The 18,083-nt window shown below is 60.2% G+C and carries 17 protein-coding genes; 10 read left to right on the top strand and 7 right to left on the bottom strand.

What is annotated here, in order from left to right; translation table 11 throughout:
- Positions 1 to 78 precede the first annotated feature (78 nt).
- The 4 genes from ACI3KW_RS00990 to ACI3KW_RS00975 all read left to right on the top strand — a co-directional run bounded on the left by ACI3KW_RS00990 (position 79) and on the right by ACI3KW_RS00975 (position 4,483).
- Positions 79 to 1,395 (top strand): MFS transporter, encoded by a 1,317-nt coding sequence (locus tag ACI3KW_RS00990; RefSeq protein WP_404846533.1) that lies wholly within the window; start codon positions 79 to 81, stop codon positions 1,393 to 1,395.
- A gap of 53 nt (positions 1,396 to 1,448) precedes the next feature.
- Positions 1,449 to 2,306 carry an SDR family oxidoreductase gene (locus ACI3KW_RS00985; protein WP_404846532.1) on the top strand — a complete coding sequence of 286 codons (858 nt, stop codon included), beginning with the start codon at positions 1,449 to 1,451 and terminating at the stop codon, positions 2,304 to 2,306.
- Between the two features lie 70 nt (positions 2,307 to 2,376).
- Positions 2,377 to 3,426 carry an aldo/keto reductase gene (locus ACI3KW_RS00980; RefSeq protein WP_404846531.1) on the top strand — a complete coding sequence of 350 codons (1,050 nt, stop codon included), beginning with the start codon at positions 2,377 to 2,379 and terminating at the stop codon, positions 3,424 to 3,426.
- Positions 3,427 to 3,529: 103 nt separating this feature from the next.
- Positions 3,530 to 4,483, top strand: coding sequence for an SDR family oxidoreductase (locus ACI3KW_RS00975; protein ID WP_404846530.1), 954 nt, complete (start codon positions 3,530 to 3,532; stop codon positions 4,481 to 4,483).
- A 134-nt stretch (positions 4,484 to 4,617) separates the two neighbouring features.
- On the opposite strand, the gene ACI3KW_RS00970 is transcribed toward ACI3KW_RS00975, so the two are convergent.
- The 3 genes from ACI3KW_RS00970 to ACI3KW_RS00960 all read right to left on the bottom strand — a co-directional run bounded on the left by ACI3KW_RS00970 (position 4,618) and on the right by ACI3KW_RS00960 (position 6,890).
- On the bottom strand, positions 4,618 to 5,430 hold the full coding sequence (locus ACI3KW_RS00970; protein ID WP_404846529.1) for an NAD-dependent epimerase/dehydratase family protein: 813 nt from the start codon (positions 5,428 to 5,430) through the stop codon (positions 4,618 to 4,620).
- A gap of 3 nt (positions 5,431 to 5,433) precedes the next feature.
- On the bottom strand, positions 5,434 to 5,805 hold the full coding sequence (locus tag ACI3KW_RS00965) for a MarR family winged helix-turn-helix transcriptional regulator (RefSeq protein WP_404846528.1): 372 nt from the start codon (positions 5,803 to 5,805) through the stop codon (positions 5,434 to 5,436).
- 185 nt (positions 5,806 to 5,990) lie between these two features.
- Positions 5,991 to 6,890 (bottom strand): LysR family transcriptional regulator, encoded by a 900-nt coding sequence (locus ACI3KW_RS00960; RefSeq protein WP_404846527.1) that lies wholly within the window; start codon positions 6,888 to 6,890, stop codon positions 5,991 to 5,993.
- A gap of 91 nt (positions 6,891 to 6,981) precedes the next feature.
- Between ACI3KW_RS00960 and ACI3KW_RS00955 the strand changes: the two genes are divergently transcribed.
- The 4 genes from ACI3KW_RS00955 (at position 6,982) to ACI3KW_RS00940 (ending at position 10,864) form a co-directional block, all read left to right on the top strand.
- Positions 6,982 to 7,815, top strand: coding sequence for an SDR family oxidoreductase (locus ACI3KW_RS00955; RefSeq protein WP_404846526.1), 834 nt, complete (start codon positions 6,982 to 6,984; stop codon positions 7,813 to 7,815).
- A gap of 45 nt (positions 7,816 to 7,860) precedes the next feature.
- Positions 7,861 to 8,358, top strand: coding sequence for a lipocalin-like domain-containing protein (locus ACI3KW_RS00950; protein ID WP_404846525.1), 498 nt, complete (start codon positions 7,861 to 7,863; stop codon positions 8,356 to 8,358).
- 103 nt (positions 8,359 to 8,461) lie between these two features.
- On the top strand, positions 8,462 to 9,442 hold the full coding sequence (locus ACI3KW_RS00945; protein WP_404846524.1) for an MBL fold metallo-hydrolase: 981 nt from the start codon (positions 8,462 to 8,464) through the stop codon (positions 9,440 to 9,442).
- Positions 9,443 to 10,012: 570 nt separating this feature from the next.
- The gene (locus ACI3KW_RS00940) at positions 10,013 to 10,864 is read left to right on the top strand and encodes an SDR family oxidoreductase (protein WP_404846523.1); all 852 of its coding nucleotides are present in this window, start codon (positions 10,013 to 10,015) and stop codon (positions 10,862 to 10,864) included.
- Between the two features lie 144 nt (positions 10,865 to 11,008).
- On the opposite strand, the gene ACI3KW_RS00935 is transcribed toward ACI3KW_RS00940, so the two are convergent.
- Both ACI3KW_RS00935 and ACI3KW_RS00930 read right to left on the bottom strand, forming a co-directional pair.
- The gene (locus ACI3KW_RS00935; RefSeq protein ID WP_404846522.1) at positions 11,009 to 12,094 is read right to left on the bottom strand and encodes an aldo/keto reductase; all 1,086 of its coding nucleotides are present in this window, start codon (positions 12,092 to 12,094) and stop codon (positions 11,009 to 11,011) included.
- A gap of 25 nt (positions 12,095 to 12,119) precedes the next feature.
- On the bottom strand, positions 12,120 to 13,076 hold the full coding sequence (locus ACI3KW_RS00930) for an MBL fold metallo-hydrolase (protein ID WP_404846778.1): 957 nt from the start codon (positions 13,074 to 13,076) through the stop codon (positions 12,120 to 12,122).
- Between the two features lie 154 nt (positions 13,077 to 13,230).
- Between ACI3KW_RS00930 and ACI3KW_RS00925 the strand changes: the two genes are divergently transcribed.
- Together ACI3KW_RS00925 and ACI3KW_RS00920 are read left to right on the top strand one after the other, a co-directional pair.
- Positions 13,231 to 14,124 carry a LysR family transcriptional regulator gene (locus tag ACI3KW_RS00925; protein WP_404846521.1) on the top strand — a complete coding sequence of 298 codons (894 nt, stop codon included), beginning with the start codon at positions 13,231 to 13,233 and terminating at the stop codon, positions 14,122 to 14,124.
- Positions 14,125 to 14,446: 322 nt separating this feature from the next.
- A complete protein-coding gene (locus ACI3KW_RS00920) occupies positions 14,447 to 15,439 on the top strand; it encodes a LacI family DNA-binding transcriptional regulator (protein WP_404846520.1) in 993 nt (330 codons plus the stop codon).
- Between the two features lie 15 nt (positions 15,440 to 15,454).
- On the opposite strand, the gene ACI3KW_RS00915 is transcribed toward ACI3KW_RS00920, so the two are convergent.
- A complete protein-coding gene (locus ACI3KW_RS00915) occupies positions 15,455 to 16,546 on the bottom strand; it encodes an ABC transporter ATP-binding protein (RefSeq protein ID WP_404846519.1) in 1,092 nt (363 codons plus the stop codon).
- A 13-nt stretch (positions 16,547 to 16,559) separates the two neighbouring features.
- On the bottom strand, positions 16,560 to 18,044 hold the full coding sequence (locus ACI3KW_RS00910; RefSeq protein WP_404846518.1) for a sulfatase: 1,485 nt from the start codon (positions 18,042 to 18,044) through the stop codon (positions 16,560 to 16,562).
- Positions 18,045 to 18,083 lie beyond the last annotated feature (39 nt).

The following is an 18,083-nucleotide window of genomic DNA, read 5'->3' as shown; positions in this document are numbered from 1 at the left end:
CTTGAGAGATCGGGCATTCTGATCATTGGACACTCCATTTAGCTTGAAAGTGCCAGTCAAGCTAGGAGTGAGAAATAAATGACAGAAAATGCAGCAAGGTCAATTGATTTTGATCAAATAAAACCATCCAGCTCCCATCTTCATAGCAATGAATATGTTCGCGGATGGCGCCTTGCCGCAATACTTACGACACTTCTACTCATAAATGCACTATCTCAGATTGATCGTATACTTCCATTCATTCTAGCTGAATCGATTAAAGCGGATCTCGGCCTGAGCGATACTCAGATGGGTCTACTGACCGGGCTTGCTTTTGCGGTCTGCTATGCGCTGCTTTCGTTGCCGCTGGCTCGAGCCTCCGATCGTGGATCGCCTCGCCTCGTTCTAGTTTCGTGCATCCTGCTCTGGAGCACAATGACTGCACTTGGCGGCATTGCTGCAAGTTTCATGCTCCTGGCACTGACGCGGTTCGGCGTCGCTTTCGGCGAAGCTGGCGCGATCCCTGCCGGCCATGCACTGATCGCCCGAAAAATCAGGCCTGAACGCCGCGGCCTTGCGATCGGCCTATTCGCCATGGGCGTTCCGCTTGGCACTATGGTTGGATTTGCTGCCGGCGGAGCGATCGGGGATACGCTCGGCTGGCGTTCTGCTATGATCGGGACCGGAATTATCGGCATTCTGATCGCACTGCTGACCTTTGTCGTCACGGGTCCGACACCGGCGCTCAAACGTACGGTCGCGAACAGCGAACCTTTCATGGAATCCAGCCGGCGCTTGCTCGCGTCTCCAGCTTTCCGCGCGCTGTTTATCGGCGGGATTTTTCTCGGCTTTGCCGCAGCCCCGTTTTACGCTTTCGCGGCGCCTTTCCTTATTCGCACACATGGCTTCAGCGCCAGTGAGGTCGGACTGGCCTTCGGACTTCCCCAGGGCTTGATGGGCATCATCGGAGCGTTGCTGGGCGGACGCTGGTTCGACCGCGCGGTAAGCTCGGGAAGCGGCAAGGTCCTCAGCCCGCCCGCCATTCTCTTCCTGATCGCCAGTTTGACGACTACAGCGGCCTTATTCACGCCCGTTGGATGGGTGTCCGTCCTGTTGCTGGTTCCAGGCATGTTGTCCTTTTCATTCCTGATGCCTTGGGCCTTTGGGGCTGCCCATCTGGTGGCCGGTCCAGGAAGGCAGGCGCAGGCGTCCAGCCTCGTGATGATCGCCTCTGGTCTCTTGGGGCCCGCACTCGGACCTCTCATCGTGGGAATAGTTAGTGACGCGGCGACGACGGCACAGATCCCCAACGGCCTCGGTCTTGGCTTGCTGATCGTCCCGATCTCCAGCGTCTTCACCGGGATTGTTTTGCTCATCGCAAACCAGCGCGTCGCCGCCCTGCTTCGAGGGCAGTGATGGTTGACCGCGACCAGACTTTTTCAACATCCGCAGAACTAGGAGACCCTTCAATGTCTGACGATGACACCTCTCGCCGCACGTTCCTGGCACTTACCGCGGCGGCTCCCGCAGCGCTTGCGCTCGGGGGCGTGGCTTTCGCACAGACTTCCGAAACCGGCCCTGGCGCTTTGCCGGCCTCAGGCCGAGCGGCCGTCATCACCGGATCGTCGCGCGGCATTGGCGCCGCCACCGCCCGCCGCCTTGCGAAGGATGGCTATGCGGTCACCGTGAACTATCTGACCAACGCCGATCTGGCCGCGCAAGTCGTTGCCGATATCGAGGCAGCAGGCGGCCGCGCCATTGCCCGCCAGGCGGACGTCGCCGATCCCGCTGCTGTCAAGGCGCTATTCGACGCCAACGACGAGGCGTTCGGTGGGGTGGATGTCGTGGTCAACAATGCCGGTATCATGAACCTCGCACCCTTTGCCGAGATGACCGATGAAGCTTTCGACCGGATGATGGCGACCAATGTGAAGGGCAGCTTCAACGTGTTGCGCGAGGCGGCGCGGCGCACGCGGGATGGCGGTCGGATCGTAAGCTTGAGCTCCGGCGCGGCCGCCCAGAGACCGGCGGCCTATGGTCCTTATGCAGCAACTAAGGTGGTCCAGGAGGCTTATTCCGGTTCACTCGCTAAGGAACTGGGCCGGCGCGGTATCGCGGTCGTCCCTATCGCTCCGGGCGCCGTCAACACAACTCTGTTCACAGGCGGACGATCACAGGAATTCGTGCAGGGCATCATCAACCAGACGCCGTTCCAGCGCCTGGCCGAGCCCCAAGACATCGCCAACGCCATTGCGGCCCTTTGCACGAGCGATCTGCATTGGATCAACACCGGCCAGCCGATCCACGCCAATGGCGGGCTGGGCTAAGCACAGCGCAATGTCAAGGCGAGCGGACAAACAACCGGCCCTTCGCGATATCACTTAATAGGAGTGCATCATGAAATACAAAACACTCGGCAACACCGGCCTGTTCGTGTCCGAACTTTGCCTTGGATCTATGACCTTCGGTGGTAAGGGCGTTTGGGCAAATATGGGCAACGTCCAGCAGGATGACGCGCAAGCCCTCATTGCCCGCGCCATTGAGCACGGCGTCAACTTCATCGATACCGCCGACATTTATTCCGACGGCGCATCGGAGGAAATGGTTGGCCAGTCGCTGAAGAATCTCGGCGTTCGCCGCGAAGATGTTGTAGTTGCCACAAAGGTGAATGGTCCGGTTGGGACCGGCCCAAACGATGCCGGCAACTCCCGCGGGCACATCCTGGACAGCGTGAAGGCAAGCTTGAAACGCCTTCAGCTGGAGCATATCGATCTCTATCAGCTCCACAACATAGACAGCGTGACGCCGATCGAGGAAAGCCTTGCGGCGCTCGACACTCTCGTGAGCCAGGGGCTCGTCCGCTATGTCGGCGTCTCAAATTGGTCGGCCTGGCAGATGGCCCGAGCGCTGGGTCATAGTGAACGACTAAATCTGACAAAGATCGCGACCACGCAGAATTACTATACGCTGTTAGGTCGCGAGCTCGAACGGGAAATTGTCCCGCTGATCAAGGCCGACAAGCTGGGACTATTAGTGTGGAGCCCGCTGGCTGGCGGCCTTCTAAGCGGCAAGTTCGGCCGCGACAAGCAAGCCGAAGACGGCAGTCGGCGTACGACATTCAACTTCCCGCCCGTGGCCATGGAACATGCCTATGAGGTGATCGATGCCATGGAGACGATCGCCGTCGACAGGGGCGTGAGCATCGCCCGGATCGCCCTCTCCTGGCTGCTCCATCAGCCCCATGTCACGAGCGTGATTATCGGCGCCAAACGCATCGAGCAGCTCGACGACAATGTCGGCGCCACACAGGTTGTGCTTACCGCGGACGAACTTGCCGCTCTCAACGCCATCAGCGCGATCAGGCAGGAATACCCAGCCTGGATGCAGCGCATCCGCGACGTACCACCGAGGCAACCGCTGGGCGCGGCCCCGCTCGCCGCGGACTGACATCGGTTCTGGAGATTACTTCCCTCGAATCCATCGAGATCGCCGCCTGCCCCTAAAACGGCCGTATCCAAGCCTGCCGCTCAACCGAAACAAAGGAACTGCAATGCCTACGAATTGGACCACTCAGAACATTCCGTCCCAAAAGGGTCGTACCATTGTCGTGACCGGCACGGGCGGTCTGGGTTTTGAAGACGCACTCGCGCTTGCCAAGGCTGGTGGCGATGTAATCATCGCCGGCAGAAACCCATCAAAGGGAACTGAAGCGGTCGGGCGGATCAAACAGGCTGTACCAGGCGCCGTCGTAACCTTTGAGCCCGTAGACCTCGGAAACCTGGCCTCAATCGCGGCATTCGGCAGGCGGCTGTGCGCCAGCCGTCAGAAGATCGACACGCTGATCAATAATGCGGGCGTAATGACGCCGCCGACACGCAAGACCACGGCTGACGGGTTCGAACTGCAGTTTGGCACCAATTATCTCGGCCATTTTGCCCTGACAGCACATCTGCTGCCGCTCCTCGTGCGTGGAAACAATCCGCGCGTCGTGACCCTTTCCAGCATCGCCGTTCGTGGTCGTGGCACCGCTATCAACTTCGATGACCTGCAAGCCGAACGAGACTATCAGCCGATGCCGGTTTACGCCCAATCCAAGCTGGCCTGCTTGATGTTCGCGTTCGAATTGCAGCGCCGGAGCGACGCCGCCGGATGGGGCATCACCAGTATCGCCGCGCATCCTGGTATCTCGCGGACGGACCTCCTGCACAATGCTCCGGGACGACGCAGTGCCCAGGGTCTGCTTCGCTCGTTGCTCTGGTTTCTGTTCCAGCCGGCGGCACAAGGCGCGCTACCAACCCTGTTTGCGGCAACGTCTCACGACGCCCGTAAAGGCGGGTACTATGGCCCCAGCAAACTTGGTGAGACGCGAGGCCACCCGAGCGAGGCGCAAATTCCTCCGCAAGCGTTGGAGACCCACGCCGCCAAACGGCTTTGGGACGTGTCCGAGGAACTGACAAAGGTCGATTTCGCTCTGGATGCGCCGGTCGCCAATCGCGAAGTTTGACGCACACATCCGGAAACTCAACGACTGCATTCGGTATGCAGGGGCTTCGTTCCCTCCGCCCTCCACAGGCATTGCTGCCATCGGCAATACCTGGTCCGGCCGTTGTCAAACATAACAACGGCCGGTAGCTTTGGTCATATAAGCCCTTCTTGCTGGGCCTGGTGGACGGTTCTCACGCTGGCTCGAAAGCCGAGACTGCGCGCAAGCGAACTGTCGACGTGGAGATACCACGGATTTTCGAGAGGTTCGCAGCTGGATGCTATTTTCGCGTCGAGCAAGCCCGCAAGCTCGTAGATTGACGCTGGTGCCTCGTCAGCAACATTGACAACACGTCGATCGAACACTCCGTCCAGCGCAAGCTTCATCGCGGTGGCAATGTCGCGGTGGTGGATCGTGCTCATTCGTTGAGCCGGATGCCAGTTGCCGACATATTTGGGAAGAGACTCAAGATGGCCGTCGCCATCGCCATACACAAATGGGAACCGGACGATGGACCAGTTCAGGCCGCTTTCACGCAGCTCCATTTCTGCCGCCACCTTGCTCGCAGGATAGGCCTGCTTCGGCTCGACCGGATCGTCTTCCCGTCCAGGATGCGGATTGTCGATGTTGTAGACATTGCTGGTGCTCGACATGATGAAGCGGGCATTCGGGGCATCCGCTTTCACCGCAGCAATCAAGTTTCGGGTCCCTTCGAGATTGCTCTTCCAGATGAGGTCGGTGTCCTGAGTTCTAAAGACCGCTGCCAGATGCACGATAGCCGAAACGTTCCGGACTGCGTCCGAAAGCGTTGAAGGGTCAAGAATATCGCCCGTCACGGCCGTTACTCCCCGCGGGCAAGGTTTCCCGGCCCGCAGCAATACGCGGCAGTCAAAACCCGCATCTACCAGCCGCGGAACAAGACGTTCCCCGACAAGGCCGGTTGCTCCGGTTATCAGAATTGTTGTCATGGCTTATTCCTTTCTCAAGAGGTTCTGCAGTCGATCAGTCGCGGATTGAAGGACACGGATTGTCGTGGCTAGATCGGCCTCGTCGATGCCGCCAAAAGCAGCTTCGTGAATGAACGCAAGATCAGGGAGTTCACGCCAGAGGGCTTCGCCCCCCACGGTCAATGTCAGAAGACGCTGACGCTGATCTGCGCCATCTGAAGTCTGTTCAACCAGTTTTTTGCGAACGAGCGTGGCGACGATCCCGCTCAGCGTCGCCCGTTCAAGTTCAAGTGCCCGTCCGAGATCACGTTGAACAGTCGGGCCGAAGTTGGCCAGATGCCAGAGGACGTACCACTGCGTCGAACCCACATCGTAGGGTCGCAAAGTCGCGTCCATAAGGGCACGTCCGGCGAAATAGCACCTCTTCGCCCACGCACCGACGGTCGGATGATCAGCGTCAGGATATGCCTGCATGAGGTCAAAGGCCCTTTAATTCGTTCGGTACCTTGCGATAAATGAAAGGTACCGAACGAATTGTCAAGGGCTGGCCGCTGTTGATCCAACGACGTCAGACGGTGCATTCACCCCGACCTATCCGCCTCTCTCAAGATGTCGATGAACGCGCGCAGTGACGATGGCATGTGTCGATTGCGCGGGTAGTAGAGCGCCAGGCCGGGCGTGGGCGGGCACCAGTCCGCCAGAACGGTCACGAGCCGCCTCGATTTCAGAAGAGACTGCGCGAAGTATTGCGGCACGTATGCGATGCCGCGTCCGGCAGCAGCCGCCTCAACCAGAAGATCGTTGTCGTCCAGAGTGAGATTGCCGGGCACATCGACCGCAACTTCGGCACCGCGTCGGGAAAACTCCCAGCGATAGCGCTTTCCGCTGGGCAGGCGTTGGCGGATGCAGGAATGGTTCTGAAGATCGTCGGGCGTGTTGGGTGTCCCACGGTTTTGAAGATAGGACGGAGCGGCGACAGCGATGAAGCGAACCTCGCCACCGAAGCTGACCGCGACCATGTCCTGGGGAACGGCTTCGAAAAGGCGTATGCCGGCATCAAAACCCAGTTCGACGATATCGACCAGCCTGCCTTCCGAGACGAGATCGAGCTCCACTTCGGGATAGCGATCCAGAAATCGCGGAACGACATCCTTTAAGAGAATTCGCGAGCCGCTTTTATTGGCGTTGATCCGCAATTGGCCACTCGGAGTTCCACGCGCCTCGGACAAGGTGTCGAGCGCCTGGTCGAGGTCCTGAAGAACCGGGTCAAGTCGCGCAAGCAACTGCGACCCCGCCTGGGTCAGCGACACGCTGCGCGTCGTGCGGTTGAGCAGGCGGATGCCCAGTTTGCCCTCCAGCCCGATAATCGCGTGGCTGAGCGCCGAACGCGACACACCCATCGCGTCGGCGGCCTTGCGAAAACTGCGGTGGCTGGCAACGGCAGCAAACGCTGCCAGGTCATTCAAACTGGGCCGCACCATCCGTGCAAATTCCTCACCAACTCATCTCATATCGGCAATCTTATAGCACCAATTGTCCTGAGCTACATTGGAGCACAGAAGAGGATTTCACATGCCGAAAACATGGTTGGTCACCGGAGCGTCTTCCGGACTTGGTCTAGAAATGGCGCGGCAGCTGCTCGCGAAAGGCGAAAAGCTGGTTGCTACCACCCGCCGCTCCGACACCCTGTCAGACTTGCAACAGCAATACGGGGAAAGCCTCGACGTCGTTGTCCTCGATCTGGTGGACACGGCGGGCATTCAAACGGCTATCGAAAGCGTGTTCAAACGACACGAGCGGATTGACGTGGTGGTCAGCAATGCGGGCTACGGCCTGTTCGGCGCGGCTGAAGAACTGACGAATGCGCAGATCGATCAGCAGATCGCCACCAACCTTACCGGATCCATCCATCTGATCCGCGCGGTACTGCCCCACCTCCGCCGGCAGGGCGGCGGACGCATTCTGCAGGTTTCCTCCGAAGGCGGACAAATCGCCTATCCCAGCTTCAGCCTCTACCACGCCACCAAGTGGGGCATCGAAGGCTTTGTCGAATCCGTCGCACAGGAAGTGGCACCTTTCGGCATCACGTTCATCATCGCGGAGCCCGGTCCGACAGCCACGAATTTCGGGTCGAACCTGGTTCAGGCCGATGCGATGGACGTCTACGCGGAAACACCAGCCGGCGACGTGCGGCGCATGATCAACGACGGCAGCTTCGTGCTGAAGGGCGACGCGACGCGTACCGTGGCCGCTATGATCGCAGCGGCTGAAAGTGCTGCGCCTCCTCTTCGACTGACGCTCGGCAGCACAGCCTATTTGTCGATTACGCAAGCCCTTTCGACGCGTCTGGCGGCCCTTGGGGCCCAGCAGGACGTCGCGAATGCCGCTGACCGCCAGGATTTATAAACAGCCCGAGCGCGACAAGCGCAGCAACATGCAAAGGACAATCTCATGCTCATTCGATCAGCGATTTTCGCTCTCGTCATCAGTCTCTCATCTCTGCCCGCATTCGCGCAGATAACCGCAGAAAACCGTGTGGTGGGCGCCTGGAGAATGATCTCGGCAACGATCGATCCAGACGGCCAAAATATCCCGGCCTATGGGGAGAGGCCCAATGGTCTTCTCGTGTTCACACCGGACATGCATTTCATCGAAGTGCTGACCGATGCCAGCACCCCGCGTTTTGCATCGGACGTCCGTGGCGAAGGAACCGATGATGAAAACCGCATGGCGATGTCACGCAGCATCGGCTTCTTTGGCACCTATACCGTTGATGCAGATGGTGAATTCAGCGGCAATCGCGTCGAAGCGTCAACGTTCCCGAACTGGGTAGGAAGCACCCGTACGCGGGAACAGCTGACCTTCACTGTGGTCGGCGATCGCATGACCGAGCATTTTCAACGCCCAGAGGGCACGCAGATCCTGATCGAATGGCAACGCGCCGAGTGAGGCCTTGAGTTGATCACGTCGAGCGACAGGCTCAGCCGTGCGCCGGGGTATCCCCCGCACGGTTGCGCTCCAAAAAATCAAACCAAATGAGAGGAGACCTATTATGTGCCTTAACCGCCGTTCGGTATTCAAAATAGGTGCTCTTGCCGGTGCTGCGGTACTTTCCGCCCCGCAGATCATGACGCGCGCCGCCTTTGCGGCCACCCCGCCGAAACCGGACGTTGCGAATGCCGGTTTTCATCGCTTCATGTTAGGTGATTTCGAGATCACCACCATCCTCGACGGCATGCGTGCCTTCGACGGGCCACATCCGGTCTTCGGTGCAAACCAGAGCGCCGACGACGTCGAGGCGTTGATGGAGGCGAACTTCCTGCCGACCAGGCGAATGCTCGGCCAGTTCAACCCCGTCCTGGTCAACACCGGCGCCGAACTGATCCTGTTTGATACCGGAAACGGGCCCGAAGGCAGGGAGTCCGGCACGGGCCAACTGGTGCATCGCATCGCGGCTTCAGGCTATTCGCCATCCGACATTACTATGGTCGTGATATCGCATTTGCATGCGGATCATATCAACGGCCTCATGGAAGGTGATCGGCCTGCTTTCAGCCAGGCGCGCTATGTCGTTGGTCAAGCCGAGTGGGACTTCTGGACATCCACGGACTTCTCAGGAACACCGGCGGCCAGTCATGCAGCGGCCATCCGCATAAAAGTCCTGCCCCTCCAGGAAAAAATGACCTTCATCGGCGACAGTGCTGACGTCACAGCCGGTGTGACGAGCATCGCGGCCGCCGGTCACACCCCAGGCCATATGGCATTCATGCTGGAATCAGCAGGCCGGAACCTTCTATTGACGGGCGACACCGCAAACCACTTTGTTGCTTCCCTTCAAAAACCCGACTGGGAAGTTTCTTTTGATATGGACAAGAACGCCGCAGCCGACAGCCGCAGGAGAATTTTCGGCATGCTGGCAGCCGACAGGATTCCCTTCATCGGCTACCACATGCCCCACCCTTCCGCCGGCTATGTTGAGCCGTTCGAGGCGGGTTTCCGCTTTGTGCCCGTGAGCTATCAGTTCTTGGTCTAACTCGGCAAGCGAGCACCTATATCTTCTTTGCTGACCTTCTCAGCATCAGCTGAGACAAACGCGGTAGCGGACTTGCCTTACGACGGCCCCGGCACAAGACGGGGCCGTCATTTGCATGACGGTTGTTGCCCGACCCCAACCCCCAATCGCAGCCGTTGCCAATGCCTTCTTGGCTTAGACCTAGTTCGTACGCGACAGCGGGTCAACGCAGTCGGCTTTCATAGGGAAATATCGCCTCCTGTATGAATAGGCAAATTTCTTGAGACTTCGGGCATTCTAGTCATGGGGCACGCAATCTAACTTGAAGACGCCAATCAGGTAGCCTTCGTAGAGGCGAGGCTCCCCGGCGGCCATGCTCTCATAGCCGGAACGAAGCTCCTAAGCGCGCAATGATCGCTTCTGGCTTCCGGGGCCGGCATTCAAGCCCACGCAACCCACCGGCTTACTGAACCGGCGATGACACCATGGTTCCCAAATGGCCTCAGCCTCAGGCCGAACATCGTCCAATCGCAAGCGACTTGACCGGAACCGCTACCCTACTTCGTTTTCGTAGAACAAGGAGACTTTCCGATGTCTGATACCAACGCCTCCCGCCGCACGTTCCTGGCCCTTACCGCAGCCGCTCCCGCTGCGCTCGCCCTCGGGGGCGGCGCTTCGGCACAGACCTCTCAAACGAGTCCTGGCGCTTTGTCGGGGTCTGGCCGGGTTGCCGTCGTTACAGGCTCGTCGCGCGGCATCGGCGCCGCCACGGCCCGACGTCTGGCGCTTGAGGGCTACGCGGTGACTGTGAATTATCTGACCAATGCCGAGCTGGCTGCGCAGGTCGTCGCCGATATCGAGGCGTCTGGCGGTCGCGCCATCGTTCGCCAAGCTGATGTTGCCGATCCGGTTGCAGTCAAGGCGCTTTTCGACGCCAACGAGGAAGCCTTTGGCGGGGTCGACGTCGTGGTCAACAACGCTGGCATCATGAATGTAGCACCCTTCGCCCAGATGACGGACGCGGCGTTCGACCGGATGATCGCCACCAATGTGAAAGGCAGTTTCAACGTGTTGCGGGAAGCGGCGCAGCGCACGCGGGACGGTGGCCGGATCGTTAGCCTCAGTTCCAGCATCTTCAACTCGCCTCCGCCTGCTACGGCGGCCTACGCAGCCACAAAAGCTACTCAGACGATCTATTCAAAAGTTCTTGCGGCGGAATTGGCTGGCCGAAACATCTCGGTCAACTCCGTAGCACCGGGCGCCGTCGACACCCAATTGCTTCGCCAGCATGGCGAGGAGGCATTAAGGGGCATTCCCGAAGCGACACCACTCCGTCGCCTGGGACTGCCGGACGACATCGCCAATGTCATCGCTCTGCTGTGTTCTCAGGATGGGGCCTGGATCAATGGTCAAAACGTCTTTGCCAATGGAGGCCTCGGCTAAAACCGGCGCGACCGGGCGTTTGCCGATCCGCTTGCGACAAGGAAACGCGAGCGGACGGCCCCTGGGGCAAAGGCTCGGCAGGGACGCCAGCCCTTCACCCAAGGGCGGCATCCCCGCCGAGCCTGGCCAAGTGTTAAGCTCGCATCAGTCCGCCAGCCTGGCGCTTGCGAGCGATTGAGCTTGCTTGATCTGGCCTTGATAGCGCGCGTCCTTGCCGGGGTACCAGGGCATGGTGCCAATGGCGTCGAAGCCGGGAACCGTTTCCATGTGGCGCACCATGCGCCGACGCATTGCCTCGTCCGGCAAGGGACCGCGCATCGCCCCAAGATTGTCGCTCATATGATCCGGGTCAGACGTCCCGCAAAGCACGCAGGTAACCGCTGGATGGGCGATCACCCATTTCAGGAAGAATTGTGCCCAGCTTGAGGCTTCGAACTCCTGAGCAAAATCGGGAAGAGGACGGCCTTGCACGATATGCATCAACCGCGCTTTTTCCAGAGGCAAGTTCACGAACACGCCAACACCCCGGTCGGCGGCCGCGGGCAGCAGGCGCTCTTCCGCCGTACGATTAAAGATAGAGTAGTTCGTTTGCACGACGTCCACCTCGCCACGATCGATGAACCCAGTCAGTTCGGCCTGATAGGCAGACTCGTGGTGCGTGACGCCAACATGGCCGATATGCCCTTCCTTCTTCCACGCCTGCATGAGCGGGAGGATAACGCCGGCATTGGTGATGCTGTGACACTGCATGAGATCGATCGTTGACCGCCAGACGCGCAGCTTGGATCGCTCAAGACTTGCCGTCCCGTGGCTGGTGTCGCCCAGATATTCGCCGGTCGACCAGATCTTGTTGGCAAGGAAGATGTTACGCGCTTCGGGCATTTCCGACAGGAACGCGCCGACGCTGACTTCGGCCGAGCCATAAAGCGGGGAGGTGTCGATTACGCCACCGCCCCCGGCGGCATACCGCGCAACGACCTCGCGAAGGCGGTCGCGCGGATCGCCGGGCATGAGGTCGAAGGTCAGGAATGTGCCAAGTCCAAGGGCGGTCACTGACCGCCCCGTACGGCCAATCTGGCGCGTTATGGCAGATTGGACCGATCCGGAAAGGTTTTGATCCACCTGGGCGTAGGCCTGGCTTGTGCCTGCGCTTGTAATACCCACGGCCGCAGCAGCCGCTGCTGCGCCCAGGAAGCTGCGTCGATCGATGTTCATGATATCGTTCGTCATTATGTGCCGCCTTCTTTCTTGGGGTTCAGAATTGCCAGCCGGCCGGCACCCAGGCATAGCCGGTGTCGGTGCGAAGGATGCGCCCCAGGCCGGGGAACGGATAATGGAAACCAAGAACGAGCGTGCGATCGGCCGCAGCCTGATCGAAGATGCGCCGGCGCGCCGTGGCGGCCGCTTCCTGATCGCGATCCGGCCCCGGGCGCCAGGGGCGGTCGATATTGACCACGGGGTGATAGGCGAGGTCGGCCGTCAGCAGCAGTTGGTCGCTGCCTGATTGCACCAGAAACGTGGCCATGCCTGGCGTGTGGCCCGGCGCGGCGATCGTCATCAGGCCCGGCACGATTTCGGCACCGGCCTCATAAAGCTCGATACCTCCAGCGAAAGGCTGCACGCTCTGCTTGATATTGGCCGCAAAGCGCTGCCGGAACTCCGGTGGCACCGGCATATAGGAAAGATCCGGCTCGCCCTCAACGAAGAACGCCCAATCCGCGCTTGGCACCATCACGGTCGCCCGCGGAAACGCCTTGCCGCCATCGGCAGTTCGCAGGTTCCCGACATGGTCGGGATGGGTATGGGAGATCACGATCAGGTCGATATCCTCGGCGGACAGTCCAATTGCCCGCAGATTGTCGAACAGGTGGCCCCCGTTCGGCCCCATCGTGGTTCCGGCGCCCGCTTCGAGAAGAATGCGGCGGCCATCGATCTCCAACAGGAGGGTGTTGAGATTGAGGGTCATGACATCGGTTGGCAGAAAGGCGCGGCGCAGAACTTCTTCCAGTTCGGCTTCGGGGGCATCCCCTGCATAAACATTGGGCGGGCCGCCAATAATGCCATCGCTCAGCACGGTGGCGGTGATGTCCCCGATCTGTAAGCGGTAGTGACCAGCATTGCCGATCGGTGTCGCCGCGGACTGCGCGGCAACGGTTGCGGGAAGGATGTTGTTCAACAGCGCGCCGGTACCACCGGCGACGGCGGACAACATGATCTTACGTCGGTTGAGTGTCAGCATCTTAGTCTTCCTCCGAAAGGTTCATCGATCGCGGCAAACCCGTGCCGCTTCATTTCGGAAGGTGACGCATCAACACTGCTTTGATAAGCTCATCAAATGCAATCGCGCTGATCTGAATAGCAGAGCAATGACGATGATACGCCTTGATCATTTGGAGACTTTTGCCCTGATCGTGCGCTGTGGTGGCTTTCGTGCCGCCGCCGCCGAGCGTGGCGTCTCCTCATCGGTTATGAGCCAGACCATGGGCGCACTCGAGCACGCACTTGGCCTTCGGCTCCTGAACCGAACGACACGCAGTATTGCGGTCACTGAAGCGGGTGAACGCCTGCTGGAGCGACTCCGCCCAGCCCTGGACGACATCCGCTCGGCCCTTATCGAACTCGACGAATTGCGCGACGAACCGTCCGGCACACTGCGCATCAACGCACCGGGGCCCGCGGTCGACCATGTGCTCTGTCCACTCGCCTTTGCGTTCATGGAGGCCCACCCCCAGGTCAAGGTCGAGATTGTCAGTGATGCCGCGATCGTTGACATCGTCGCGCAGGGTTTCGATGCAGGGGTCCGTTTCGGACAGCAACTGGCTCAGGACATGATCGCCGTGCCGCTTGGACGCCCTCTGCGCTATGCGATCGTGGCTTCGCCGGACTATCTGCGCCAGCGCGGCAGGCCAGAGGTTCCATCTCAACTTGTCGGCCACGATTGCATTCGGCGCCGCTATCCCGGTGGGACGCTGGCGACCTGGACCTTCGGGAAGAACGATGAAACCTTTGAGATCGCCCCGGAAGGCCGCCTGACCCTGAGTTCGGCGCATCAGGAACTTCAGGCCGCTCTTGCCGGACAAGGCGTTGCCCACGTGCTCGAAGACTACGCTCGTGGAACCATTGCGGACGGCTCGCTCGTTGAGATCTTGGCAGACTGGAGCCCTAAGTTACCGAGCTGGTTCCTCTACTACCCAAATAAGCGGCACAGCAGCGCCGCGATGAGAGCATTCCTCGAATTTGTCCGCAAATCCGCCTCATAGGTCTTCGCATTGCATGACCAACAGACAAGGAGCCTATGGCGTCCAAGTTACCAAGCGGCACTTGAAAGTGCCTCATCCATTAGAGAACCGCCTGCAACTCGCGTTTCTGAAGCTCCGAAATCGCGCACCCACATGAGTTATTAGAATGTCAAATCAGAGCTATTCATGGGCGTGCTCGTTCGACATGTCGGTCTGCGTGTTGTAGATGCACTCGATGGTTGCTTGAAGCAAATGCAAGCGAGCCTTATGTGGCACTTGAGTACCATTGAGTAGTGTATGCCGGTTGAACATCGCCGAGACCGATAGCAGGGATCGTAACGACGTGAAGCGACGTGTAAAAATGATCGACGTCGCGCGGCGCGCCGGCGTCTCGCAAACCACCGTCTCCCTGGTTCTCAACAATATTGCCGGCATCCGCATCGCCGAAGCGACGCGCGCTCACGTCATCGAAACTGCCCGCGTTCTAGGCTATTCACCCGGGCCGATGCTGCATGAACTTCAAACCGAGCATGTCCCGATCATCGGCGTGCTGATCAACGAAATTTCCTCAGCCTATCCGATCGACATCATAGATGGCCTGCACGTGACCGCCCGAGCCGCGGCGATGCAACTGGCAGTCTTCGTCACCGATGGCGTGGTGGAGCGTGAAGCCGAGGCGCTCAAGTCGCTACGCCGCCTCGGCGTCGAAAGCGTCATCTATGCCAATACCTTTACCGCAGCCGTGCATCCCACCGAGGACCTCAGGGATTTTCGCCACGTCTACGTCAATTGTGTCCGCAATGACGGCAGCGGCACGGCGGTGATCCCAGGAGAGCGGGCCGCCGGCTTTGCCGCGGCGCAATATCTCATCGGCACCGGCTGCAAGCGGCTGGCGACGATTACCGGCGACGACTGGCATTCAAGCGCCCAGCGTCGACTATCCGGCTTCCGGCGCGGCGCCAAGGCAGGTGGCCTCTCGATCGAACCGGCCTATGTCAGGCATGGCGACTGGGGTCATCGGCGCGGGCGCGAGGCCATGATCGAATTGCTGGCCCTGCCCCAGCCGCCCGACGCCGTATTTTGCCAGAACGACATGCTCGCGCGGGGTGCCCTGGCCGCCATTGCCGAAGCCGGGCTCGCAGTACCCGGCGACATTTCCGTCCTCGGTCTGGACGAACGGGAGTTCGCGCGGGACCTGGGCCTGTCGACCATGCTGCTGCCCCATGCCGAGATGGCGGAACGCGCCATCAATATCCTGACCGGACCCCGACGACTGGACCTGCCCGCCACTATCTCAATCCGTTGCCGGCTGATCCCGCGCCTGACAACCAGGTAATCTTCACCAGACTTCTCAGGCGAGACGCTGCAGCGCCGCTCCGGCTGCATCGAACGCGTGCAGCTCAGCAGCATCAGCGGTCAGGCTGACGATGTCGCCCCTGTTGAACGCCTTGGTCTTGTCGAACTTGGCGAGGACGGGCTGCTCCGACCCGACATCGAGATAGAGGATCGTTACTTCGCCAAGGTGTTCGACGAGATCGACAGTGCCGGTCAGCAAAGCCTGTTCCGGGGTCGACAGCCGCAGGCTTTCGGGCCGTACGCCCAGGGTTCCAGCCTCCTTGTCCGTGCGCCCGCCGCTCCCAAAGGCAATGGCTCCCGCCCCAGCCCCGGCCAGGGTGACAAAACTGCGATCTCCGTCATGGCGGAGCGAACACGGCAGCAGGTTCATTGCCGGGGACCCGATAAACCCCGCGACAAAGAGGTTTGCCGGCGCCTCATAGAGCTCGACCGGGCGCCCCACCTGTTCGATACGGCCGGCATTGAGCACGACGATGCGATCGGCCAGCGTCATCGCCTCGACCTGATCGTGGGTGACATAGATCATTGTGGTGCCCGGCAGGCGTTCCTTGAGCTTGGCGATCTCGATCCGCGTGGCCACGCGCAGGGCTGCATCGAGATTGGACAGCGGCTCATCGAACAGGAACACCTTGGCCTCGCGCACGATGGCCCGCCCGATGGCAACACGCTGCCGCTGCCCGCCGGACAGTTCGCGCGGCCGACGCTTGAGATAGGGATCCAGTTGCAGCATGGCCGCCGCCTTGCGCACACGCTGGTCGATTTCGGCCTTGTCGACATGGGCGATGCGCAGGCTGAAGGCCAGATTTTCGTAGACGCTCATATGCGGATAAAGCGCATAGCTCTGGAACACCATGGCGATGCCACGCCGAGCCGGCGCAATATCATTTGCCACCGTGCCATCGATGCTGAGCGTGCCCGAATTGATACCCTCAAGGCCAGCAATCATTCGCAGCAGCGTGGACTTTCCGCAGCCCGAGGGGCCCACGAAGACCACGAATTCGCCCTTCTCGATATCGAGATCGATCGAGGAAATCACCTCGACCGGGCCATAGGATTTGCTGATATCCTTGAGACTGATCGCGCTCATCTACGGCACTCCTTCATGGGGTGGATGGTTGGCTGTACCAACCATGATCGGCGACCTTGGGCAGGTACTTCGCCTTTGGCAGGCTGTCTTCGGTACGGATGCACCAGACGAGGAGCGTTTGCAGCATGTCCGTCCGTACCGTCGCATGGCCGGCTTGGTGATAGAGATTGTCAAGCTCGCCCGGATCGGCATCGAGGTCATAAAGCGCCCCCGCGCCCGTCACATCAAACAACAGCTTCCACTTGCCCTTGCGAACCATTTTAAGATTGCCGCTCTGGGTCACGGAGTTAAGCTCGTCGATTACCGGTCCTTCATAGGGAAAGTGCAGCGCCGGGCGCTCATGGGCATCGTACGGCAGGCTGCCAATACCGAGCTCGGCATAGATGCTGGCAAATTCTGCCTCCGGATAAGATCCGCCAGTCAGCATGGGCCAGAGACTGCGGCCCTGCACGCCGAACGGAATTTCCTGCCCAACCGCTTCGCAAAGCGTCGGGAAAATGTCGACCAGCGAAACGAAATCGGTCTCGTTGCCGCGCCTGATCACACCGGGCCCGGCAATGATCAGCGGCACACGCACCAGGCATTCCGGTAGCCCTGCTCCCTTGCGCTGCAACCCATGATCACCAGCGTAATCACCGTGGTCGGAGAGAAAGATAAGAATGGTGTTGTCGAACTGCCCCACGGCCTTGAGATGGTCGACGAAGCGCTCAACCTGATCGTCGATCATTCGCAGCATGCCGGCATAAACAGCGCGATACTTACGCCAGTCGGCGTCATAGCCGGGGCGCTTGTCCTCGAACAACCGCTGCAACCATTGCCAATGCCCGCCCCGCGCCGCGCTCGATTGCGGCGAGCCAACCCGGTCGGGCATCTGGTCGGGCGAGAACATCGAATAATAGGGTTCGGGCGCCTGGTAGGGGTTATGCGGTTCCGGCAGTGACAGCCACAAGAAGAACGGTTTGTCGCCATTGGCGTCGACGCAGGTGATAGCATCGCTGACGATGCGGTGGCAGAGCTGGTTCTCCAGTGGAAACGGCGTGGGGGCACCGGCAACAGCATGGTCGAGGTCGAACAGCCACTGGTCGAACGCCTTTTCGCTGGCATCTGCGCGATCCGCCGGGCCGTTGGTGTGGCTATAGGGTCCGCCGTGGAAATCGAAGGCATCGGCGTCGAGATAGCTATGGTTCTTGCCCGCGATGTTGAATGTGTATCCGGCACTGCGGAACATGCCCGGCATGTCCTTGCTGAAGGTCACGCTTTCGGCAGGGCTCCAGTTCTGCTTGACCCGGCTTGCCTTGGGGAAGCGCCCGGTCAGCATGCTCGAACGCGCCGGGGTGCAGGTCGGCATCGGTGTATAGGCGCGTTTGAAGCGCGTCCCGGTCTGGCCCAAGGCCTCGACGAACGGCATCGTATTCACCGGAAAGCCTTCCGACGCGAAGAAATCCGCGCGCTGCTGGTCGGTCATGATCAGGACGATATTGGGCTTGGCGGTGGTCACTGCGTATCTCCGGAAAGAGGATCGGACGGGACCTAGGCC

Source organism: Devosia sp. ZW T5_3 (genome assembly GCF_044987315.1).
GTDB lineage: Bacteria > Pseudomonadota > Alphaproteobacteria > Rhizobiales > Devosiaceae > Devosia.
Note: the sequence above shows the minus strand (reverse complement) of the source record. Positions and strands in the feature narration are given on the sequence as shown.

Bases quoted from the DNA above. Each gene is read 5' to 3' on its own strand.
- ACI3KW_RS00955 (WP_404846526.1), top strand. From the start codon at position 6,982: ATGCCGAAAACATGGTTGGTCACCGGAGCGTCTTCCGGACTTGGTCTA.
- ACI3KW_RS00915 (WP_404846519.1), bottom strand. From the start codon at position 16,546: ATGAGCGCGATCAGTCTCAAGGATATCAGCAAATCCTATGGCCCGGTC.
- ACI3KW_RS00935 (WP_404846522.1), bottom strand. From the start codon at position 12,094: ATGACGAACGATATCATGAACATCGATCGACGCAGCTTCCTGGGCGCA.
- ACI3KW_RS00980 (WP_404846531.1), top strand. From the start codon at position 2,377: ATGAAATACAAAACACTCGGCAACACCGGCCTGTTCGTGTCCGAACTT.
- ACI3KW_RS00970 (WP_404846529.1), bottom strand. From the start codon at position 5,430: ATGACAACAATTCTGATAACCGGAGCAACCGGCCTTGTCGGGGAACGT.
- ACI3KW_RS00930 (WP_404846778.1), bottom strand. From the start codon at position 13,076: ATGTTGTCCGCCGTCGCCGGTGGTACCGGCGCGCTGTTGAACAACATC.
- ACI3KW_RS00925 (WP_404846521.1), top strand. From the start codon at position 13,231: ATGACGATGATACGCCTTGATCATTTGGAGACTTTTGCCCTGATCGTG.
- ACI3KW_RS00945 (WP_404846524.1), top strand. From the start codon at position 8,462: ATGTGCCTTAACCGCCGTTCGGTATTCAAAATAGGTGCTCTTGCCGGT.
- ACI3KW_RS00960 (WP_404846527.1), bottom strand. From the start codon at position 6,890: ATGGTGCGGCCCAGTTTGAATGACCTGGCAGCGTTTGCTGCCGTTGCC.
- ACI3KW_RS00965 (WP_404846528.1), bottom strand. From the start codon at position 5,805: ATGGACGCGACTTTGCGACCCTACGATGTGGGTTCGACGCAGTGGTAC.
- ACI3KW_RS00940 (WP_404846523.1), top strand. From the start codon at position 10,013: ATGTCTGATACCAACGCCTCCCGCCGCACGTTCCTGGCCCTTACCGCA.
- ACI3KW_RS00985 (WP_404846532.1), top strand. From the start codon at position 1,449: ATGTCTGACGATGACACCTCTCGCCGCACGTTCCTGGCACTTACCGCG.
- ACI3KW_RS00990 (WP_404846533.1), top strand. From the start codon at position 79: ATGACAGAAAATGCAGCAAGGTCAATTGATTTTGATCAAATAAAACCA.
- ACI3KW_RS00975 (WP_404846530.1), top strand. From the start codon at position 3,530: ATGCCTACGAATTGGACCACTCAGAACATTCCGTCCCAAAAGGGTCGT.
- ACI3KW_RS00950 (WP_404846525.1), top strand. From the start codon at position 7,861: ATGCTCATTCGATCAGCGATTTTCGCTCTCGTCATCAGTCTCTCATCT.